This window comes from Sporomusa sp. 246TCP1 (assembly GCF_057319775.1).
In genome coordinates this window covers 838,237-858,188 of the sequence record NZ_CM170492.1, presented here as the reverse complement: position 1 = coordinate 858,188, position 19,952 = coordinate 838,237, and the positions used below count along the sequence as shown (strand labels likewise).

Here is a 19,952-nt window from a genome sequence, read left to right as displayed (position 1 = left end):
ATAGGTGCGGGAGAGGGGGTCTGCTTGCCATTGCTTTATACAGAAAAAGCCTAAAGCGTACAAGCCTAGAATAATCTGCCGGAAAAAATAAGAAAGCCGAAACATACGGCGTGAGCTGTAATTACTACCGAACAAACCCGGTTCAGAGCCGCATTGGCAATGAGAGGCCTTTTACCCCGTATCCCGGAAAATATTTCATAGACGACCATCAGCATTGCATGGTACAGACCGTAGGCGATATAATTCCAGGTTATCCCATGCCAGAGACCCATAAGCCCGAACAAAACAAAATAACCGGTAATAACCGGGGCATATTTTGCGGTAAATACTTTCCGCCGCGTAAACCAGATTATCAGCCGCATAAAGACAAAGTCCCGAAACCAAAAGGACAAGCTCGTGTGCCAGCGATTCCAGAAGTCTTTAATATTCCGGCTGAAAAACGGATAATTGAAGTTTTCCGGGGTTCGGATCCGGAATATGTAGCTGAAACCGATGGCAAACAAGCTGTAGCCGGCGAAATCAAAGAACAGATAAGCACTGTAAGCGTACATATAGTTCCAAATGTTAATCAAGGTTTTCGGCTGGCTTTGCAAAGGTAGCAGCCAGTACACATTCACAATGTGTCCCAAGATGTATTTATAGAGCAGACCGAGAAATATTTTCCGAATACCCGTATGAAGCATCTCAAGGTATTCCCGTGAAGACGGAATAGTGTGAAGGTCCACGAGAAATCGCCTTGACCGGTCTATCGGCCCGGAACTAAGTGTGGGAAAAAACAGCAGAAAACTCGTATAGTCTAAAAATGACAGTCTTTTGATCAATCTGTCGTGGCTTTCGATAATTAGCTGGACGTTGCGAAAAGTAAGGTATGAAATGCCAAGAAAACCGATATTGGTTAGATGGAAATAATGATATTCATTGAGAAAAGAGGTGACCTTGACGGCTATCAGCGGCAGGAGTGATAAAAGCAGGCAGCAGTAATACAGTATTTCCCAGCGGTCGGTTTCTCTGAATCGGCGATAAAGCCACAATACGAGCCACTGCAGAATAAAGTAGTCAATCAGGATGTATAATTGGCGACGGGGGATGCTGCAGGTATAATACACGGCAAAAACGATTGCCAGCAAAAGATACGGTCTGATGCTTTTCTCTTTTAGTCCGAAAAAAACCGCGGGAATTGACAAAACCGACATAAACAGGAAATAACTGAAATCCGCATATGGAATCATAGCAAGATCTCTGTGACTTTCTTGCGGTCAATTTTACCGTTGTTAGTTATTGGTATAGCGTCCAACAGCAAAATTTTGTGCGGAATCATATAATCCGGCAAAACTGCCTTCAAGTCCTGCTTTATCGACAACGGGGTAATGGTTTGACCCGCCGCCGTGTCTTCATTAAGCATAATGCCGGCAAATAAATATTGGTTTTTGCCGTCTGCCAGAGCCTTAGGAATTACTACCGCCTGTCCGACATAGGGAAGGGTGGTTATCTTGAACTCAATTTCTTCCAATTCCACGCGAAAACCATGAATTTTTATCTGATTATCTTTTCGCCCGCAGTAAAACAGCAATTTATCGGCGAAATAGCCACAATCCCCTGTTTTGTAACCTCTTTTACCATTTATTGTAGAAAAACGTTGCCTGGTTCGCTCGTCATCATTTAAGTACCCTGGGCTGACACAAGGACCGGATATTATTAACTCTCCCTGTTTGAAATCCTCCGACACCGCCACTTCATCTTCAACCAGGCTTATCCTGTTATCGCCTTTAACATATCCGATAGGCAAAGGGTTGTATTTCTCCAGGATTTCATCCGTTACCTGGACGGATGTTACCATAACCGTGCTTTCGGTAGGCCCATAGGTGTTGAAAACCTTTGCCGCTGGGAAACGTTGCCGAAGTTTATGGGCACAGTCGTTAGTAAGCACCTCGCCGCAAAAAATAAAAACCGCAAGCTTGGGCAGAAGTTCAGCTTCGAAACTGCGATCGACAAGACAGTATTCTGCAAACGATGGTGTCGACACCCAGACGTTTAGCGGTGTCTCTCTGAAGCCATTGAATAAATCCCTGGGCCTAGCGATCATATCTTTATCAATACACCACAGCGTGCCGCCGGTGATTAATGATAAATACAAATCCAGGACCGAAAGGTCAAAAGAAAATGGCGCTTGGTTCATATAAGTCTGGGGTTCGGTTTTGCCGCCGACGAATTCTTTAACGATCCAGTCTGTAAAACTCTGCAGACATTCAAGCGTAATCCGGACCCCTTTAGGACTCCCGCTGCTACCTGAAGTATAAATGATGTAGTAATCGTCTTGCTGCTGTACAAATGTCGAAAAGTCAGCCAATAATTTATCCGCCTGATAAATATTAGCCAAGTCAGCTTGTTTATAAACAGGCAGCGTCTGCGGCCAGTCGGCGGCACCGTCGGTAAGATCTATCAACAGCACCGGTTCGGCGCCGGCAATGATCTCCCGCACTCGCTGCTGCGGTGTCGAATAATCAATAGGTATATAGGGATGACCGGCCTTGACGCTGGCGAGAAACGATATTACCATGGCGCTTTCTTTGTGCCCATAGACAATGATCGGTTGTTTGTCGCCGGGTAACTCAGCTAAAATCCTGGCCGCCAGGGCGTCGGAACGTTTCTTAAGCTCGCGGTAGGACAGTTTATCATTGCGGTGGACAAAAGCAAGGCTATCCGGCCTTACTGCCGCCCAGGCGTCGATCTTTTGGATGAAATGCATACTATTCACACTTTCTAAAAGTTATTGTAGATGAACGGCTGAGGCGTGTTTTCGCCGTTAAGGATATAAACCCAGTAAAGAATTAAAAGAATACCCAAATAGAACACTGTTGACAACAACCAGTTCAACCTGGGTTCAGCGAGTGCTTTGCATATAGAAACGGTAAATTGCTTCATCGATGTGGGCCCAACCTTTCCATCCCAGATGCATTTTTTCAAGCAGGAAGTATTTTTCATATTCCCGGTCGGAGAAATCGGCGATTTGAAAACCGCCCCGGCTGATTATGTCCCTCGTCTTTTGGTAATAGGCACGCCGCTCTTTTGGGGGCACGCTTGTATAATCCGCCCATGGTCCACAATCGGGAACAATAACAAATAAGGGATCCATCTTCAGTTCCTTTAATATTTCAACAAGGATTCCTAAATCCTCATACTCGGGAGAAGCACTGTAGGTGGTGCTTTTTGCCGAATCCTTCAGCTGTGCATAACGATAACCGATACGTTCCTCCCAGTATTCGTCAGTAAAGCCATAATCATTATTAGTGCAGCTTTGTCGTCCATCCTTTTCCGCCTGCTGGCGGAGCAGTTGCCAGTTGCCGCCCGCCGGGAAGGTGCTTTGGTGCTCATTGCCTAACGGTGGCTTTTCGTTCTTAAGGGCTCGATAGGCATAGATATAGTCGGTTTCCTTTAACACCAACTGCAGAGGATATCTTGACCAGGCGCCCAACGAATACAGAAATTTATTGGTATGAGCTGCGGCATAAAGGTTGAGAGATAAAACCGGATCAATTTTAATAGCGGTAAATTGCAGAAGCCTTGCGGCCAGACTGGCCTTAAGCCCTGGCGACAGGCGCGGATTATCAAGAGTCTGATAGATTTGCTGCCGGGAAAACCAGCGTTCAAAGTCTTCCGCGGAGATTCCTTTGCGGTTGAACCATTGCTGGGAAAGAATGATGACGACTTTCTTTCCCTGAACGGTGCCGCCAAGCGCACCGAAATGCAGGGAGTGAATGAGGGATTGATTCCCGCCCGCCCCGATCAGATAAGGCAAGAATGGACTTTCCGGCCCTTTAAACACAACGCTGGGGTGCTCGGCTAGGAAAACATAACCTAATTCCGACGACCCGTAAATTGGCAGCAACCGGCTGTCGGCAATCGCTTTTTCCTGCAGGGTGAGACTGTCGGCGTTTGTCACGCCAAAAGTGCTATGAGGTCTCACCGAATGCGATAAAACGAACGGAACAACGTAACTTGTCTGTACTGCTATTACCACCATAAGAAAGATAATAACAGCCGTAAGTAGCGGACCAAACCGTTTCATGCCTGTTGCAGCCTGTCCCAGACGTGATTATTGATTTGCTCAATAGTTGAGAATGTTTCCCGCTCCAACTCGGTAATGGCGATATACAGCTTCAGTTCATCCTCGATTGCTACCAATAAGCGAACAACACCCAATGAATCCAGCCCGGAATCATAAAGATTGTCATTATCATCAACATCTGTTTCGATTATCTCTTTCACAATATTCCGAATAGCTGTTTTGACTCGATTATATTCCATAGAAGAACCTCCCTGCTATTAACCTGGCCCGGGGTTGTACAGATGAACTTTCATCCGAACTAAAGCCTCGTCCAGAAATGAGACTACATTGGTTATGAACCCTTATTTTAGGTATTATAACAGCAGAAACTGGCGAAGTTTGTCGAACTTAATTAGAAATAAATTAAGTTTAGCATGGAATTTTCCATAGCTCAGTGCTGGGACCATAGTCCCCAAAAAATATGACCGCCGGGCCGGTTGTTAAGGCGGAAAAAGTGGATTAAATGAATACAGAGTCAGCCAATAAAACAAATACCACCCAGAACCCGTAATACGGAATCTGAGTGGTATTTGTTTATCAGCGCCTAGCAATATGGATATTCTTTTGTCTGGTTGGTATTGCAGCGCGCTATTACATAACCATATTTATGGGCATAATATTGCCGCTGGGTGGCGATATGTGACAATAAGTTCAAAAAAACATCGATCTCCCGCATGGTATTATATAAGCCAAAACTAATTCGCACCAATCCTGGTATCGTTTTATCATCATGGGTCTGATAATAGTTAATTTCTTCTGTACTTACATTAAGTAAATTTGCTACATACGGATGGGCGCAGAACAAACCATTGCGAACAGCAATACCTGCTTCCTTAGACAGTATCTCAGCTATTTGACTATGGTGCAGCCCCTCTAAAGCAAATGATATCAGACTCACTCGTTCTTCGCTGTTATTCCCCATACTGTACAATGTAATACCCGGTATTGTTGACAAACCATTAATGGCATAGCCAATCAATTCGCGCTCATGCTGATAAATAATGTTAAGATCTAACTTAGATAATGTATCAATTGCCGTAGTAAGTGCTAACACACCCATCATATTAGGTGTCCCGGCTTCATACTTGGCAGGTGGATTATCCCATTCTATTGTTTGATGCGAAACCAGGCCAACAGCTCCACCACCCTGATATACAGGAACAGCCTTCTCAAACGTTTCTTTGGGCCCAATGAGGACCCCTGTTCCAAAAGGTGCATACATTTTATGAGCAGAAAAAACCAAATAATCAATGTGTTCGGGAGAATTAACCGGTTTCATGTCCACAGGCATATGTGGCACCCACTGGGCACCATCTACCAGAATCTTTGCTCCATATTGATGAGCCAGCCGGGCAATCTTGTTGATGGGATTAACATAACCGGTAACATTGGAGGCACCTGCTACAGTTACAAGTTTAACCTTGTTTTCATAGGCCTGAAGTTTTGACTCCAAGTCTTGTAGTGACAACCTGCCAGACTTAGTTAGTGTTATATAATCAAGCATGAATTTATCCCGCCAGGGCATATCATTGGCTAAGTGTTCCATGTATGTTGACAAAACAACCTGCTGCTCGCTCTGATTGACTAGTGCATAGGCTAACATGTTGATTGATTCTGTGGTATTCTTGGTAAAGATCACCGCGTCACTTTTATCTGCTTTAACAAATTTTCTTACCACATCCCGGCTATTCTCATAATATTCAGAAGTAAGAATAGACTTATAGCCTTTGCCACGATGAACAGAGGCATACCAAGGAGAAAATTGGGCTATTTCTTTCAGTATAGAGCAAAGTGGTGGCGTAGTAGCCGCATTATCAAAATTTATGGCGGTAACATATTTGCCATTTGCCAGCGGTATCTTGGTTTCTGTTCCGGCCACTAAGCTCCGGAAATAGCTATTCCTCTTATGGTAGCTCATGTTTCAACCCCGCTTTACATTATTCTAGCTATCTGCCGTCTCTACACTATATGCTGCATAATGATATATTGGGAATAATAATGCAGGATTTTTACTTGTAACAGGATAATTAATACTAATTGGATTACTGATAGAAACGTGAAAGGAAACTATGAATGTTAGCAGATGAAACAATTAAGTATGAAGCAGATTCTGACACTTCCTATATACGAGGCTGCCATTATTATCACAACAACTGTGTCGATAACTTACATTTGACGCGCCAGGATAATACCTTTGAGGCCCGGGTTCGCGGCCACTATTTCTATATCGTATCCGTGACCTTTAACGGTCAGGAGAAAATCAAAAATTACGTCTGTGATTGCCCTGCATTTCATCCTCGCAAAGGCGCCTGTAAACATGTTGTTGCCGTTTTAAAAGCCATACAACAATCTTGGTCAGACTACTTTGGTATAGTAAAACCAGTGCCGCTAACACGTTCCACTCAGGAAATGCTCGATTTTTTCCAAAACCAGGCTACCGCCGGAACTTCTGAAAAACCAGGCTCAAGTCAGTTAGTAAAGCTAACTCCAACCTATGGTTTCCAGGTACATAATACGAGAAAAATAAGTTACTTAGAATTTACCATTGGTTCTGACCGCATGTATGTCCTGAAGGATATTGTGCAACTACTTGTCGCCTTAGATACCAACCAGGAAATTGTTTTTGGCAAAAATTTGACTTTGACTCCTCAGGACGTATTGTTTGATGATTTGTCAGCTATGTTACTAAAAATGCTGCAGCAGGCTTATAAAGAAGAAAAGGAGCGCATCTTTTGGAATCTTCCCAACTTTTCAGGCTCTGCGTCACATTCAGCCTTTAGTGATTCACGGCACTTTAAACTTACTAATACAAATCTGTTACATTTTTTAACCGCTATGGGCTCTGAGCCATTTACGGCAATAGTTAACGATCAAAAAATAACAAATCTCACTATTAATAATGGCAGACCACCTGTCAAGCTGGCTATTACGGCTATCAATGGCGGCTTAAGCCTAACCATGAATTTGACAAATGACGTATTTTATGGGCTTGATGCTGATTTTCAATACATCTTTCATAATAAAGCCATCTATCATGTGGATACTGTTTTCGCACAATATATTAAACACTTACTGAATTGCTTTAGTGAAAATCGCAAACCTGAATTATACATTCCTGCTGCCGCTGTGTCAGAGTTTGTATCAGCTACCTTACCGGCATTAGAAACAATTGCCGCTGTTACCATTGATTCAGCTGTACATAAGAAATTCCATAAAAAGCACTTGCAAAAACGGGTATATCTCGATAAATATGCCGAAGGCATAAGTGCCAAAATTGAATTTTGCTACGGCGATGTGGTTATCCAGTATAATGCCGGCACCACTCCGGCACCAACTGCTGTTAACGATAAATGGCTGCTGCGGTCAGCCATTGAAGAAAAAATACTAGTAAACATTTTTCAGCGGCATGGTTTTGTCTGGGCAGCTGACAAGTTCATTTTAGCCGCAGAAGAAGACGCCTACACCTTTTTGCAGCAGGCTTTGCCGGAGTTGCAAGATAGTGCTGAAATTTTTTATTCAGACGAATTTAACAATATGAAAATCCAGTCTCCCGGAAAAATTGCCGCCGGTATAAGACTGAATACAGCTACCGACATGCTGGAGTTTTCCCTTGACCTTGAGGATATATCATCAAAAGAGTTAATTGAATTATTAGCCGCCTATAAGTTAAAAAAACGGTATCACCGCCTCCCTGCAGGCGGGTTTATACCGCTTGATTCCCCTGAATTCCAGACGGTTGCCGGGCTTATTGAGGAATTAGGTCTCCGTCCCGGGGATATTGAAAAACAAGTTGTTGAACTACCCAAATACCGGGCCTTATACTTGGATAACCTGGCAAGAGAAACAGCTGACTTTTCCATTGAAAGAAACAGCGCTTTTAAGCGCATGGTGCAAGATATCCGTGAACCACAAGATATTGAATATGCTGTTCCCCCGGGAATTCAGGGAAAACTGCGAGATTATCAGAAAACAGGTTTGAAGTGGCTTAAGTCACTGGCACATTACGGTTTGGGAGGAATTCTGGCTGACGACATGGGTCTGGGAAAGACCCTGCAAGTACTCACTTTTATTCTTGCAGAAAAAGAACATTCTCCTGCACCAGCACTTGTTATTGCACCAACCTCACTGGTATATAACTGGCAGGAAGAAGTAGTAAAATTTACCCCTAGTCTAAAAGCAGTCGTTATCTCTGGTCAGCCTGCAGAACGGTTAGAACAGTTCAAAGCTATTGACAACGCCGATTTAGTTATAACCTCCTATGCCCTTATCAAACGCGATATCGAATTCTACAAAAAAAGAAACTTCTCGTACTGTTTTCTTGATGAAGCGCAACATATCAAAAACCCCAACACCCTAAATGCCAAATCGGTGAAACAAATCAAAGCCAAAAGCTATTTTGCTCTTACCGGTACCCCTATTGAAAATACACTGACAGAGTTATGGTCAATTTTCGATTTTTTAATGCCAGGCTATCTGCGCACACACAAGGTTTTTACCAACCGGTTCGAAATTCCGATAGTCAAAAATGGCGACCAAAAAGCTTTGCAAGAGTTAGGCCGTCATATTAAGCCTTTCATTTTGCGGCGCATGAAAAAAGCAGTTCTAAAAGAACTGCCGGAAAAAATCGAGAGCAAAATGGTTAACGAAATGACCGCCGACCAAACCAATTTATATGCCGCCTGGCTCCTAAAAGCCAGGCAGGAGTTTGAAACTGAAGTCAACACCAAAGGCTTTGAAAAAAGTCATATTAAAATATTATCCTTATTAACCCGCCTGCGCCAAATCTGTTGCCACCCTGCCTTGTTTATTGAAAATTATCAGGGAGGCAGCGGCAAACTTGAGATGCTGCAGGAATTATTGAAAGACGCTACCGATGGTGGTCACAGAATTCTGCTATTCTCACAATTTACCGGCATGTTAGCCATAATTAAGCAACAACTTGCGGCCATGAAAATTAACTACTACTATTTAGATGGCGCAACTAAGGCTGAGGATCGAATTACACTGGTTAATTCTTTTAACGCCGGTGAAAAAGAGGTCTTCCTCATATCGCTGAAAGCAGGTGGAACCGGCCTCAATCTTACTGGTGCCGACATAGTTATTCACTATGACCCGTGGTGGAATCCGGCTGTCGAAGATCAGGCTACCGACCGTGCTTACCGAATTGGGCAAAAAAATTCTGTCCAAGTCTATAAGTTAATTACCAAAAATACGATTGAGGAAAAAATATACCTGCTGCAGCAGAAAAAGAAGGAAATGATTGACTCTCTCATTCAGCCTGGTGAAAACCTCCTGACTAAGATGAATGAAACTGAAATCAGAGAGTTATTTACTTTATAGTAACGCGTTCTTGTATTGCTTATCCATTTGCTATTCATTCAACTATTCGCTAAAATATATAGATGGTAAGCCTTGCTAAATAAACATACGAAGGATGCTTTCTTTTATGAAGATATTTGCCATAGCCGACACCCACTTATCAGGCCAACCAGTCGTCAAACCGATGAGCATTTTTGGCAGCCATTGGGAAGGGCATTGGGAAAAAATCAAAACAAGCTGGCAAAAACAAGTAACTGCTGAAGATGTTGTCTTGCTTGCCGGCGATATTTCCTGGGCAATGAAACTTTCGGACGCGCTTGTCGATTTGAATGCCATTGCCAACCTCCCTGGACGAAAAATCATAATTCGCGGTAATCATGACTACTGGTGGCAGACGGTAAGCAAGATGACCACAGCCACTGAAGGCAAATTTGAATTTCTTAATAACAATTTTGCCATTGCCGGTGAATGGGCAATTTGTGGCAGCAGGGGCTGGACCTGCCCGGAAGACCCCCTATTTAAGTCTAAGGAGCAGGCAATTTTTAACCGCGAGCTCTTGCGCGTTGAAGCTTCGCTCAGCGCTGCCCGCGCTGCCGGTTTTTCGCAAATCATTCTTATGCTCCACTTTCCCCCGTTCTATAACCACCAAACGAAAACAGGCTTTGCCGGTCTAATTAACAATTATCAGGTAATTCACTGTGTTTATGGTCACTTGCACAGTGAATCATCCATAAAAACTGCCGCTACCGGCATGATTAATGGCACCACTTACCATCTGGTATCTTGCGATGCATTAGATTTTACCGTGAAACCACTTATCTAAATTAAGCCCTTTTAATAAAACAGGCCTGAGAATAATCCCAGCACCTTCTGCAGCAAATCAAAATAGATCAGCATACCTGCCATAACAAGTACAGCTCCTGCTGTCTGTTGAATAAGCGGCAACCACTTATATAGCCCTTTTATTTGGTTAATATAACGATTTATCACGATAGCTACGGCCAAAAAGGGCAAACAAAAGCCCATAGCGTAAATAAACAGCAAAAAAGCGCCTTGAGCGACAGTGGCCGCAGAACCAGCATACATTAGTACGGTAGCTAAGATCGGTCCTGTGCAGGGTGTCCAGCCGGCAGTAAATGCCAATCCCAGCAAAAAAGCCCCACAGGGACCAGTAAATGTTCCCTGTAATGGGAGACGATATTCGCGCTCCAGACCGGGAAGCTTTACTACCCCCAGCACCTGTAAACCCATGAGTACCATGAAGGCCGCCCCTACTTTACGGATAACCTCCTGATAATTTATAAAAAGCTCGCCAATATAAGATGCAGTAGCCCCCATAGCGACAAATATCAGGGTAAATCCGCACAAAAAACTAAGGGCATTCACAATGAAATTCCAGCGATTAGTACTTAGATTTAGCTGATTTCCAGTACCAGCTAAAAGAGCCGTATAGGTCGGCAGCATTGGCAGCACACAGGGTGACAAAAACGAGACTACGCCTGCCCCAAAAACTGTTATGATAGTGAGGTTATAATCCATTCAGCACTCCTTCCAGTTCAGCCGCCGTAACCGGCCCTGACTTTCGATATTTGATAATTTCTTGTTTATCAATTACCAAGGTTGTCGGAATGCTGTTAATATGAAAGGCCTTGGTCACCTCCCCGTCTTTATCAGTAAGTACATTCATGGTGTACTGGTTCTGCACCATAAATTCAGTTACTTTATCAACAGGCTCTTGAATATTGATGGCATAAAATGTCAATTTCCCATTATGCTGTCTGACAAATTTGTCAAGCTCAGGCATCTCCTGGCGGCAGGGTGGACACCATGTTGCCCAGAAATTGAGCACAATAATTTGGTTATCCGTGGTAACTTTGGTTTCCTTGCCATTTAAATTGGCAAGGGTAAATTCTGGTAACCGCTTTCCAACGGTTACACCCGTATCTACTACTGGTTTACCGGCATCAGGCCCCGAAAAGTTCTCCGGCTGCATGGCCATAAAGCCCATAGCGACAGTCAGCGCAATCATTGCTATCGCTAATACGATAAATCTTCTTGGCATTCTCTCCCCGCTCCTCTATGAAAAATATATGTTTGACAGTTTACGAATATTAATTACTAATGGAGGTTTCAACAGCCTATGCATCAGTACCTCTTTTTTATTGGCGATTTTCCTATCCGTGCTTATGGGTTAATCTTGAGTCTAAGTATTATTCTAGCTACCGGCACCGCTTATTTTCTTGCCAAACAAGACGGACGCTGGCACCAGCATGTACCAGACATCGGAATTTACTGTGGGTTAGCCGGTATTGTCGGCGCCCGACTATGGGATGTTTTCTTTTTTGACTGGGAGTATTATCAGCACCACCTACTAGAAATTCCTTTTGTCTGGCAGGGTGGTATGGCCATCCAGGGCGGGGTTTTACTAGGCGCAGTTGCTGGTATTATCTATACCAAAATCCACAAAATTGATACCTGGGCCTTTGCTGATATTGTGGCTGCCCCAGCAATTATCCTCGGACAAGCCATTGGACGAATGGCCAATTTAATGAATGGCGATGCCTTCGGACACCCCACAGGCGGTAGTTTTGGCATAATCTATCCTTCAACCACCTTAGCCCACCAGGTATATGGCGATAAGCCCCTGTGGCCAGCAGAAATTTGGGAAGGGCAGATTGATATCATTATCTTTGCATTGTTATTGATCTTTAGAACAACCAATCATGCCAAAGGGCAGGTTTTCATCCTTTATGCCATTTTATATTCGACAGCTCGCTTTTTTCTGGAATTTCTCCGGGGAGACTACGGTACACTTATGTTTGGCCTAAAATCAGCCCAACTTACCAGCCTGGCAGTTATCCTCATCGGGCTTATCCTGTTTATCTGGCAAGGTTATCATGCGGAACGCATCGGGCTGCCAGATAAAAAAAGTAAGTAGTATAAAAAAGCCGAAACCTGTTATTCCATATATTTCTATCAAGATCGAAAAAGGGTACACAAAAGAAGAGGAACATCTCCTCAAACTTTTGTGTACCCTTGTGTTATTTTTATGCTACTTTCAGTGGATGAAGATGAGACCCACATCTTCCATTTTGTATTTTGTTAGGCAGTTTATCTTAGAACGCGAGTCAAGACTCCCGTTCTACAGGCGGCGTTAATTCAGGCGGAGTAGATTCTCCACCTGAATCCCCAATGTTTCAGCTTGCTAAAACGAGTTCACTCACAGATACCTAAAGTACCTGCTAGAATACTATGTTGCGACGATAATAATCGCTAATATGCTCTTTCACCATAGTAATCTTATCGAAAAGGCTCTCTAAACATTGCTTTACCTGAGTTCCGTCCCCGGTAACTAAGAGGTTTTCAAGGCTAGCAGCCATTTCAGCAATTTCGGTCAGTCTTAGATTATTTGAAGACCCTTTTAAACTGTGTAGCGCTTTAGCCATCTCAGCATATTCTTGTTGATTTGCCGAATTTTTGCAAACTGACAAAATGTCAATCGTTTCATCAAAATAAAGATCAAATACCTCTTTCAATTCTTCTACATTTAACATAAGTTCATCTGCCGTAGCTTTAACGTCATACTTAATCATTTCTTTGAACCTCCAATACTTATGCTAACCAGTGTTCTAGTATTTGTTGTAACTGCTTCGGATTAATCGGCTTACTAAGGTAATCATCCATACCAGACAACATGCATTTTTCCCTATCACCGTGCATAGCGTTGGCTGTCATAGCTATAATTGGAATGTGCTTCCCGGTAACTTTTTCTGCTTCCCGAATCGCTAAAGTAGCTTCGAAGCCATCCATTTCAGGCATCTGGCAGTCCATCAATATAAGAGAAATTTCCTCTTCGCGCGCTGCCAATACTGCTTCCCTGCCATTGACCGCAGTATTCATCTTATAACCAAACTTTTTTAAGAGCAACATAGCCAATTTTTGATTAGCAGGGTTATCTTCAACAAGTAAAATGGTGTAAGACTCTGGATTGTTGGGTGCAGTGACTGTTGTTAAAGTTGCTGCAGTTTCTTCTCCACGTATAAGATCACTAGATACTGACATTTTACTCATGGCGACGGCAATACAGTCAAATAGCTGCGATTGTCGTATGGGTTTTAAGATATATCCATCAGCACCTGCCTGAATCGCTTCTTCCTTTTGACCTGGAGTATCAAACGGAGTCGTAAGAATAATTTTAGTTGCGATCAGTTTCGGTTCTCTCTTAATCTGGGAAACAAGCCTCAAAATATTATCGAAATCAGGTAAAATGTCCATAATTACTAAGTCATAAGGATCTCTCGAAACTTCCTCACTCTTCAGTTTGGAAATAACCCCTTGTCGAGTGGCAGTACTTCCGTTACGCATGCCCCATGCCAAAATATAATTATGCATGATTGCTTGACTTTCAAGACTATTGTCCACTATCAAAACCCGAAGACCTGCTAGACTATTTTGGGATATAGACTTATCCCTACAACTACAATCCTTAGTCATGGGAATAGTAAAATAAAACAGAGAACCGTTCCCCTCAATACTATCAACCCCAATAGTACCACCCATTAGCTCTACCAGACTCTTGGAAATTGATAACCCCAAACCAGTGCCACCGTATTTACGAGTTGTCGACCCATCTGCCTGAGTAAAAGGCTGAAACAGCCATCTTTTTGACTCATCAGAAAGCCCAATACCGGTATCTTTGATTTCAAAACGAATAAAGTTCGCTCCCATAGATTCTGCGGGCAGAGCGCGGATTATAATTTCTCCTGTTTCGGTAAACTTTACCGCATTACCCGCCAAGTTTAACAGCACCTGCCTCAAACGCCCAGGATCTCCAGAAAAAGTGGAAGAAATAACGGGATCAATAAACGTCATCAGTGCTAATCCTTTATCTCTAGCTTTCCAGGCAATAAGATCAGCAACATCCTCGATTAGTACGGTAAGATTAAATGAGATATCTTCTAGCGCCATTTTTCCAGCTTCAATTTTCGAAAAATCTAATACGTCGTTAATTATTCCCAACAAAGATCTGCCTGCACTTCTTACAGTTCGCAGCATTTCCCGCTGCTCATGTGTAAGTGAGGTGTCTAACAGCATTTCAGTCATTCCTAAAATGGGGTTCATTGGTGTACGGATTTCGTGACTCATATTAGCCAAAAACTCACTCTTCGCTAAGTTAGCAGCTTCAGCTGCATCCTTTGCTATTATTAACTCCTGTTGTATTACATTACGCTCATTTAATTCCTTTTCTAACGTTTGGGCGACTAACTTCTGTTGGGCAGTTACCCGTAGCAATATTGTGATAAATACCAAAATGATTACAGTAACCGCTATTGCGACAATGTAATAGAGTTCTACTCGCTCACGCCAGCTGCTAAGAACTTCTTCTTCATCCACTCCTACTACTACCACAAAAGGATAGTCGCGTAAGGTTCTATAGCTAAAGATACGCTTTTGGTTATCAATTAAACTTGCTGCTGAAAATGATCCAGTACTCGCCTTTGCTAACAGATTCATAATCGTACTTTGACTTAAGTCCTGCCCCACTTCTTCGTTATTGTCAGATTGGCGCGCCCGTACTATCCCGTCTGTTCCAAGCAACATAACAGCTGACCGTTTCCCCAAATCAACTTGCTGATAAAACCCGGTAAAGTAATATGGATTAACCCCGACCACCACTGTGCCGCCGTAAGAGCCATCAGGTTTATTGATTCGCCTAGTCATGTTAATAGACCACTTACCTGATGATCGCCCAATAATAGGCTTACTAATGAATAGTTTACCTGTGTCTTCTTTAACATGAACCATAATATGCTCACGATCTGCCAGATTTGAAGGTACATGAGGCTCTTGGTTACTAATTATCCAATTTCCGTTTTCATCAGCAATTCCCATCAAAAGAAAAGTTGGATTCCAAAATGAACCGCCTTTTTTAAAAGGGGACATGTCTATTGCTGTACCCACTTTCTCGTACTGAGTCTTTAGCAATAACAACACTTGATCTGCATTCATAATGGTACGAGTCGTATTTTCTTCGAAAGCTCTGGCAAAATTTCTGGTTTCCCGTACTGCACTGTCAATCTCAACTTTCCGTTCGCTATTAATTTTATAAAATAAGCCTGCCCAAATGATGCCAAGCAAAAGAAGGCCAAAAACGATAATAATACTACTAATTTTACGAGATGTTGGCTTTTTCAAATTTCACGCGCCTCCTCCCTTCAAAAGTTTAAATAATTTATACTTAACAACAAAAATAACACTTACTCCTGCATCACCAGTTTAGCAAATGAAGTAATTATACGTTTTGACAAGATATGCTAAATTCCTTTATTTTTTTATAGGAAATAATACTATTTTTGAAGGAAAATTATCACGCAATCTCGAAATTATCCATACTAATATTTGTAAATTAAGATTGGAGGCTTTTTTCTTGGAAGGACCAAGTAAGGACTCTCCCTTTTCACAAACTTTGTTTCGTGACCGTAAAAAAAGAATCTTACTGGTTGATGACGCTCCTAGCAATACAAAGTTGATGAAACTTATTCTCGCACAATACGATTGTGATATAGCCTTCAACGGACGGGAAGCATTGCAAAAACTTCATGACAATCCTCCGGATATTATTCTTCTTGATGTTATTATGCCTGACATGGATGGGTTTCAGGTCTGTAAGGAAATAAAGAAAAATCTCAGTTTTCAAAACATTCCTGTCATTATTGTGACTGCACTAGATGATCCTCATTCCAAGATAAAGGGGCTTCAATCCGGAGCAAATGACTTTCTGTCAAAACCTATTGATTCTTCCGAATTAGTACTTAGAGTCGCTAATATGTTAAAGATCAAAGAATATAGTGATTTCCTAACTCACCATAATGACATACTTCGCAACAAATTAGACAAAAGAACCCGTGAACTCGAAAGCTCATATCACGAAACCATCCAACGCCTTACTATAGCTGCTGAATTTAGGGATATGGATACTGGCAGTCACATTAAGCGAATTAGGTATTACACAAGACATTTGGCTTTACTTCTAGGGTATGCGAATGTACATGTGCTGGAGTTAGCAAGTCAAATGCATGATATTGGAAAGATTGGTATTCCCGACCATATCCTTTTAAAAAGAGATAAACTAACACCTGAAGAATTTGAAATAATGAAAACTCATACGTTGATTGGTGGTAAAATACTTGATCATTCTGTGTCACCTGTGTTACAAACGGCAAAAATAGTTGCCTTACACCACCATGAACGTTGGGATGGAAGCGGATATCCTTTTGGCCTTGCTGAGGAAACCATTCCTGTAGAAGGCCGAATTGTAAGTATTGCGGATCAATATGATGCTCTACGTATAAGTAGATCCTATAAACCAGCATTCACTCACGACAAAGCTTTCTCAATTATTACGAAAGGCGATGGACGAACTCTTCCCAACCATTTTTGGCCTCTTGCCCGTGAAGCCTTTATGGATTCTCATCATGTTTTCAATGAAATATTTAATACCTACACCGATTAATAGCGAATCCCTACCGACTTGATTATTATTGACAGTTAATAATAACAAGGAAACTCACTCTTCTTAAAGAAGCAAAGCGATTTCTTTTGCTTCTTTGGTAAGGCTCATGCTGAACACATGGGGACGACCAGATAAAAAAATAAGTAGAAGTAAAAAAGCCGAAACCTGCTCAAAGGTTTCGGCTTTTTTATCCAGCTGGAAAGTATAACTTTCCCTGTGGATTGAACGACTAAGGCTTCTGCCGGTGTCCTAAAGGTGCCGGCACAAGCCAAGGCTTATCTGATTTAGGAATACACAGCGATCACTTCAATTTCCACACTGACATCGCGCGGTAACTTTGCAACTTGAACGCATACACGGGCGGGTGGCTCATCAGTAAAGTATTTACTGTAGGTTTTATTCATTACCGTAAAGTCATCCATGTCTTTCAAAAATACTGTTGTCTTAACGACGTTAGTAAAACTTAGACCCTCTTTTTCTAAAATTGCCTGAAGATTTGTAAGTACCTGACACGTTTGAACCTCTATGCCACCAGGGACAATTTGTCCGGTAATGGGGTCCATTGGAATTTGCCCTGACACAAATAAAAAACCATTGGCCTTAATAGCCTGCGAATAGGGACCAATGGCCTGCGGGGCACGATCAGAAGCAACCACTGTTTTCATGCTGCAGCCCTCCAAAAATTATATTCTCTTTGGTCTTTCTACATTTACTTGTAAAAACCTGTTTATTTTTTGTTTCCAAAAATTTTTTCCGTCAACGCCAGGGCGGTAGGTGTTATCGCCAAACCACCCTGGGCTGTTTCTTTGAGGGAACAATGCATTGACTGACCAACCGAATCCATGGCATCAATAACTTCATCAACCGGGATGACGCTTTCAATCCCGGCGAGTGCCATTTCGGCAGCAACAATAGCTTGGGATACAGCCCCGGCATTGCGTTTAACACAAGGTACTTCTACTAAACCCGCTACTGGGTCACACACCAGGCCTAGCATATTTTTAATAGTAATGGCCACAGCGTTCCCAACCTGCACCGGTGTCCCGCCTAATAAAGATACCATCGCAGCAGCGGCCATAGCCCCTGCCGAACCACATTCTGCCTGACAACCGCCAGTCGCACCGGCAAGAGAAGCTCGCGAAGCAATAACCATGCCAACGGCTCCGGCTACTACCAGACCTTTGGCTAAATCAAGCGACTTGACATTATACTCCTCTTTAAGAGTAAATAAAATGGCTGGCAATACGCCACTTGAACCAGCCGTGGGTGCAGCTACAATCCGGCCCATAGCAGCGTTGGCTTCACCGACTGCCATCGAATAAGCTACGGCTTTACCGATAAAACTTCCCAGCATGCTTTGTTGTTTACCTGCCAGATATCGCTGTAGCTTTTCGGCGTCACCCCCTACCAGACCACCTTTGGAACGTGGGCCTTTAAGTCCGGCGGCAATAGACTCTTCCATCACCGAAAGCAGGCCTTCCATACGGGCCAGTACTTCTGTGACTGTTAATTCCAACTCTTTACTTTGAAACTCCACACAAAAATCCGCAAAAGAAACCGCTTGCGCTGTAGCTGCCCCAATCCATTCCTCAAGTGATACTTTGGCTAACGCCATGCACTACACTCCCTATCAGCTTATTGCATTAATGCGCCGTACTGATCGAATCAGCGGCAACCCTGTCACAGCAGCAATATCAGCATCATCCACCGGTTGGTCGGTTTCAAGCACCATGTTGGCCAACCCACCTTTGTTTCTGCGGAAGACACGCATTTGGGCAATATTCACACCGCGCTTAGATAAAATGCCAGTAACCTCAGCTACCGCACCCGGACGGTCTTCATGCAATGTCAGGATAGTTGGAAAATCTCCGGTAAATTCAAGTGAAAAGCCATCCACTTCGCTGATAACCACCCGGCCGCCACCGACAGAAGCGCCGGCCACCTGACTCTCATTTCCCGTTTTCCCTACCAGCTGAAATTTAACAAAATTGGGATGAGCCGCATCACCAGCATTAATATTCTTAAAAACATAGTTCAAGCCGGTTTCTTTGGCATACTCAAAGGCTTGTGGAATCCGCAAATCATCAGTAGACCAGCCCATTAGACCTGCTACCAGTGCCAAGTCGGTACCATGCCCCTGGCCGGTTTGGGCAAAGGAACCGTGCAGCCCGATGACAGCATTAGCCACTGGTTCTCCTAAAATAGCGCGGGCAGCATTCCCTAACCGTACCGCTCCGGCAGTATGAGAACTGGACGGGCCAACCATAACCGGACCAATAATGTCAAAAATATTCATTACCTGCGGGCCTCCTTCAGCCGGTCAAGTGCCAATAGCAGCCCGTAGATAAGCGCCGCCGGACGCGGCGGACAACCTGGCACATAGATATCAACAGGTACGATTGTATCAGCAGCACCACAAATTGCGTAGCTGTCGCCAAAAACCTTACCGCTAGCGGCGCAGGCACCTACCGCCATCACTAGTTTAGGGAAAGGTGTCGCCTCATAGGTCATAGTAAGGGCTTGCAAAAGATTGCGGGTCACTACGCCAGTAATCATCAACATGTCCGCATGCCGCGGCGACGGTACAAAATCAATACCATACTGCTGTAAATCGTAAATAGGATTATTCAGCGCCGTCATTTCCCAATCACAGGCATTACAAGAGCCGGCATCAACATGTCTGATATGAAGTGAACGCTTAAGCACTGACCTAATTTTACCGGATAACTGATTCTTCATTTCTGCCAACTGGTATTCGCCCGTATGAGCGATTGCATTATGTTCACAGGCAGCAACACACTGTCCACAAAATATGCAGGCAAAGTGATCAATTGTCAATTTCCCATCGCTAAATCCAATAGCGCCTGTAGGGCAGGCACCAAGGCAGCGATGGCAATCCTGACATTGACTTTCCGTCCAGGACACTTCGCCCCGAAAACGGGGCGGCACACTGCCGCCGTCATAAGGCTCAGTAACACAACCTGTTTTTATAATTTTTCTTAGAAGGTTAAGCAT

General features: G+C 43.3%; 17 protein-coding genes and 1 pseudogene. 4 read left to right on the top strand and 14 right to left on the bottom strand.

Going from position 1 to position 19,952, the window contains the following annotated elements; genetic code table 11:
* Positions 1-65: 65 nt before the first annotated feature.
* From dltB to AC1ECB_RS04085, 6 genes are all read right to left on the bottom strand, one after another.
* Positions 66-1,229: a D-alanyl-lipoteichoic acid biosynthesis protein DltB gene (gene dltB, locus AC1ECB_RS04110; RefSeq protein ID WP_485667582.1), complete on the bottom strand. Its 1,164-nt coding sequence runs from the start codon at positions 1,227-1,229 to the stop codon at positions 66-68.
* A complete protein-coding gene (gene dltA, locus AC1ECB_RS04105; protein WP_485667581.1) occupies positions 1,226-2,746 on the bottom strand; it encodes a D-alanine--poly(phosphoribitol) ligase subunit DltA in 1,521 nt (506 codons plus the stop codon). Before dltA ends, dltB begins: the two co-directional genes overlap by 4 nt.
* A gap of 14 nt (positions 2,747-2,760) precedes the next feature.
* Positions 2,761-2,922 (bottom strand): teichoic acid D-Ala incorporation-associated protein DltX, encoded by a 162-nt coding sequence (locus AC1ECB_RS04100; RefSeq protein ID WP_485667580.1) that lies wholly within the window; start codon positions 2,920-2,922, stop codon positions 2,761-2,763.
* On the bottom strand, positions 2,882-4,066 hold the full coding sequence (dltD, locus tag AC1ECB_RS04095) for a D-alanyl-lipoteichoic acid biosynthesis protein DltD (protein ID WP_485667579.1): 1,185 nt from the start codon (positions 4,064-4,066) through the stop codon (positions 2,882-2,884). The genes AC1ECB_RS04100 and dltD overlap by 41 nt, the downstream gene beginning before the upstream one ends.
* A complete protein-coding gene (locus AC1ECB_RS04090; RefSeq protein WP_485667578.1) occupies positions 4,063-4,305 on the bottom strand; it encodes a phosphopantetheine-binding protein in 243 nt (80 codons plus the stop codon). The genes dltD and AC1ECB_RS04090 overlap by 4 nt, the downstream gene beginning before the upstream one ends.
* 344 nt (positions 4,306-4,649) lie before the next feature.
* On the bottom strand, positions 4,650-6,023 hold the full coding sequence (locus AC1ECB_RS04085; RefSeq protein WP_485667577.1) for an aminotransferase class V-fold PLP-dependent enzyme: 1,374 nt from the start codon (positions 6,021-6,023) through the stop codon (positions 4,650-4,652).
* Between the two features lie 155 nt (positions 6,024-6,178).
* On the opposite strand from AC1ECB_RS04085, the gene AC1ECB_RS04080 reads away from it, so the two are divergent.
* Complete coding sequence (locus AC1ECB_RS04080) at positions 6,179-9,445, top strand: DEAD/DEAH box helicase (RefSeq protein WP_485667576.1); 3,267 nt, start codon at positions 6,179-6,181, stop codon at positions 9,443-9,445.
* 106 nt (positions 9,446-9,551) lie between these two features.
* Complete coding sequence (locus AC1ECB_RS04075; RefSeq protein WP_485667575.1) at positions 9,552-10,247, top strand: metallophosphoesterase; 696 nt, start codon at positions 9,552-9,554, stop codon at positions 10,245-10,247.
* 11 nt (positions 10,248-10,258) lie between these two features.
* On the opposite strand, the gene AC1ECB_RS04070 is transcribed toward AC1ECB_RS04075, so the two are convergent.
* Positions 10,259-10,963, bottom strand: coding sequence for a cytochrome c biogenesis CcdA family protein (locus AC1ECB_RS04070; protein WP_485667574.1), 705 nt, complete (start codon positions 10,961-10,963; stop codon positions 10,259-10,261).
* Positions 10,953-11,486 carry a TlpA family protein disulfide reductase gene (locus AC1ECB_RS04065; protein ID WP_485667573.1) on the bottom strand — a complete coding sequence of 178 codons (534 nt, stop codon included), beginning with the start codon at positions 11,484-11,486 and terminating at the stop codon, positions 10,953-10,955. The genes AC1ECB_RS04070 and AC1ECB_RS04065 overlap by 11 nt, the downstream gene beginning before the upstream one ends.
* 78 nt (positions 11,487-11,564) lie before the next feature.
* Between AC1ECB_RS04065 and lgt the strand changes: the two genes are divergently transcribed.
* Entirely contained in the window at positions 11,565-12,362 is a 798-nt protein-coding gene (lgt, locus tag AC1ECB_RS04060) for a prolipoprotein diacylglyceryl transferase (protein WP_485667572.1), read from the top strand.
* Positions 12,363-12,666: 304 nt separating this feature from the next.
* Here lgt and AC1ECB_RS04055 read toward each other — a convergent pair whose 3' ends face one another.
* Together AC1ECB_RS04055 and AC1ECB_RS04050 are read right to left on the bottom strand one after the other, a co-directional pair.
* Positions 12,667-13,017, bottom strand: a complete 351-nt coding sequence (locus AC1ECB_RS04055) for an Hpt domain-containing protein (protein WP_485667571.1) — start codon at positions 13,015-13,017, stop codon at positions 12,667-12,669.
* A gap of 19 nt (positions 13,018-13,036) precedes the next feature.
* The gene (locus AC1ECB_RS04050; RefSeq protein WP_485667570.1) at positions 13,037-15,619 is read right to left on the bottom strand and encodes a response regulator; all 2,583 of its coding nucleotides are present in this window, start codon (positions 15,617-15,619) and stop codon (positions 13,037-13,039) included.
* Between the two features lie 232 nt (positions 15,620-15,851).
* Between AC1ECB_RS04050 and AC1ECB_RS04045 the strand changes: the two genes are divergently transcribed.
* A complete protein-coding gene (locus AC1ECB_RS04045; RefSeq protein ID WP_485667569.1) occupies positions 15,852-16,937 on the top strand; it encodes a response regulator in 1,086 nt (361 codons plus the stop codon).
* A 284-nt stretch (positions 16,938-17,221) separates the two neighbouring features.
* Here AC1ECB_RS04045 and AC1ECB_RS04040 read toward each other — a convergent pair whose 3' ends face one another.
* The 4 genes and pseudogenes from AC1ECB_RS04040 to AC1ECB_RS04025 form a co-directional block, all read right to left on the bottom strand.
* Positions 17,222-17,602, bottom strand: a complete 381-nt coding sequence (locus AC1ECB_RS04040) for a RidA family protein (RefSeq protein WP_485667568.1) — start codon at positions 17,600-17,602, stop codon at positions 17,222-17,224.
* A gap of 62 nt (positions 17,603-17,664) precedes the next feature.
* Positions 17,665-18,552, bottom strand: a complete 888-nt coding sequence (sdaAA, locus tag AC1ECB_RS04035; RefSeq protein WP_485667567.1) for an L-serine ammonia-lyase, iron-sulfur-dependent, subunit alpha — start codon at positions 18,550-18,552, stop codon at positions 17,665-17,667.
* A 15-nt stretch (positions 18,553-18,567) separates the two neighbouring features.
* Positions 18,568-19,170, bottom strand: a pseudogene (sdaAB, locus tag AC1ECB_RS04030) (L-serine ammonia-lyase, iron-sulfur-dependent subunit beta); the annotation flags it as partial.
* 62 nt (positions 19,171-19,232) lie between these two features.
* Positions 19,233-19,952 (bottom strand): NADH-quinone oxidoreductase subunit B family protein, encoded by a 720-nt coding sequence (locus tag AC1ECB_RS04025; protein WP_485667566.1) that lies wholly within the window; start codon positions 19,950-19,952, stop codon positions 19,233-19,235.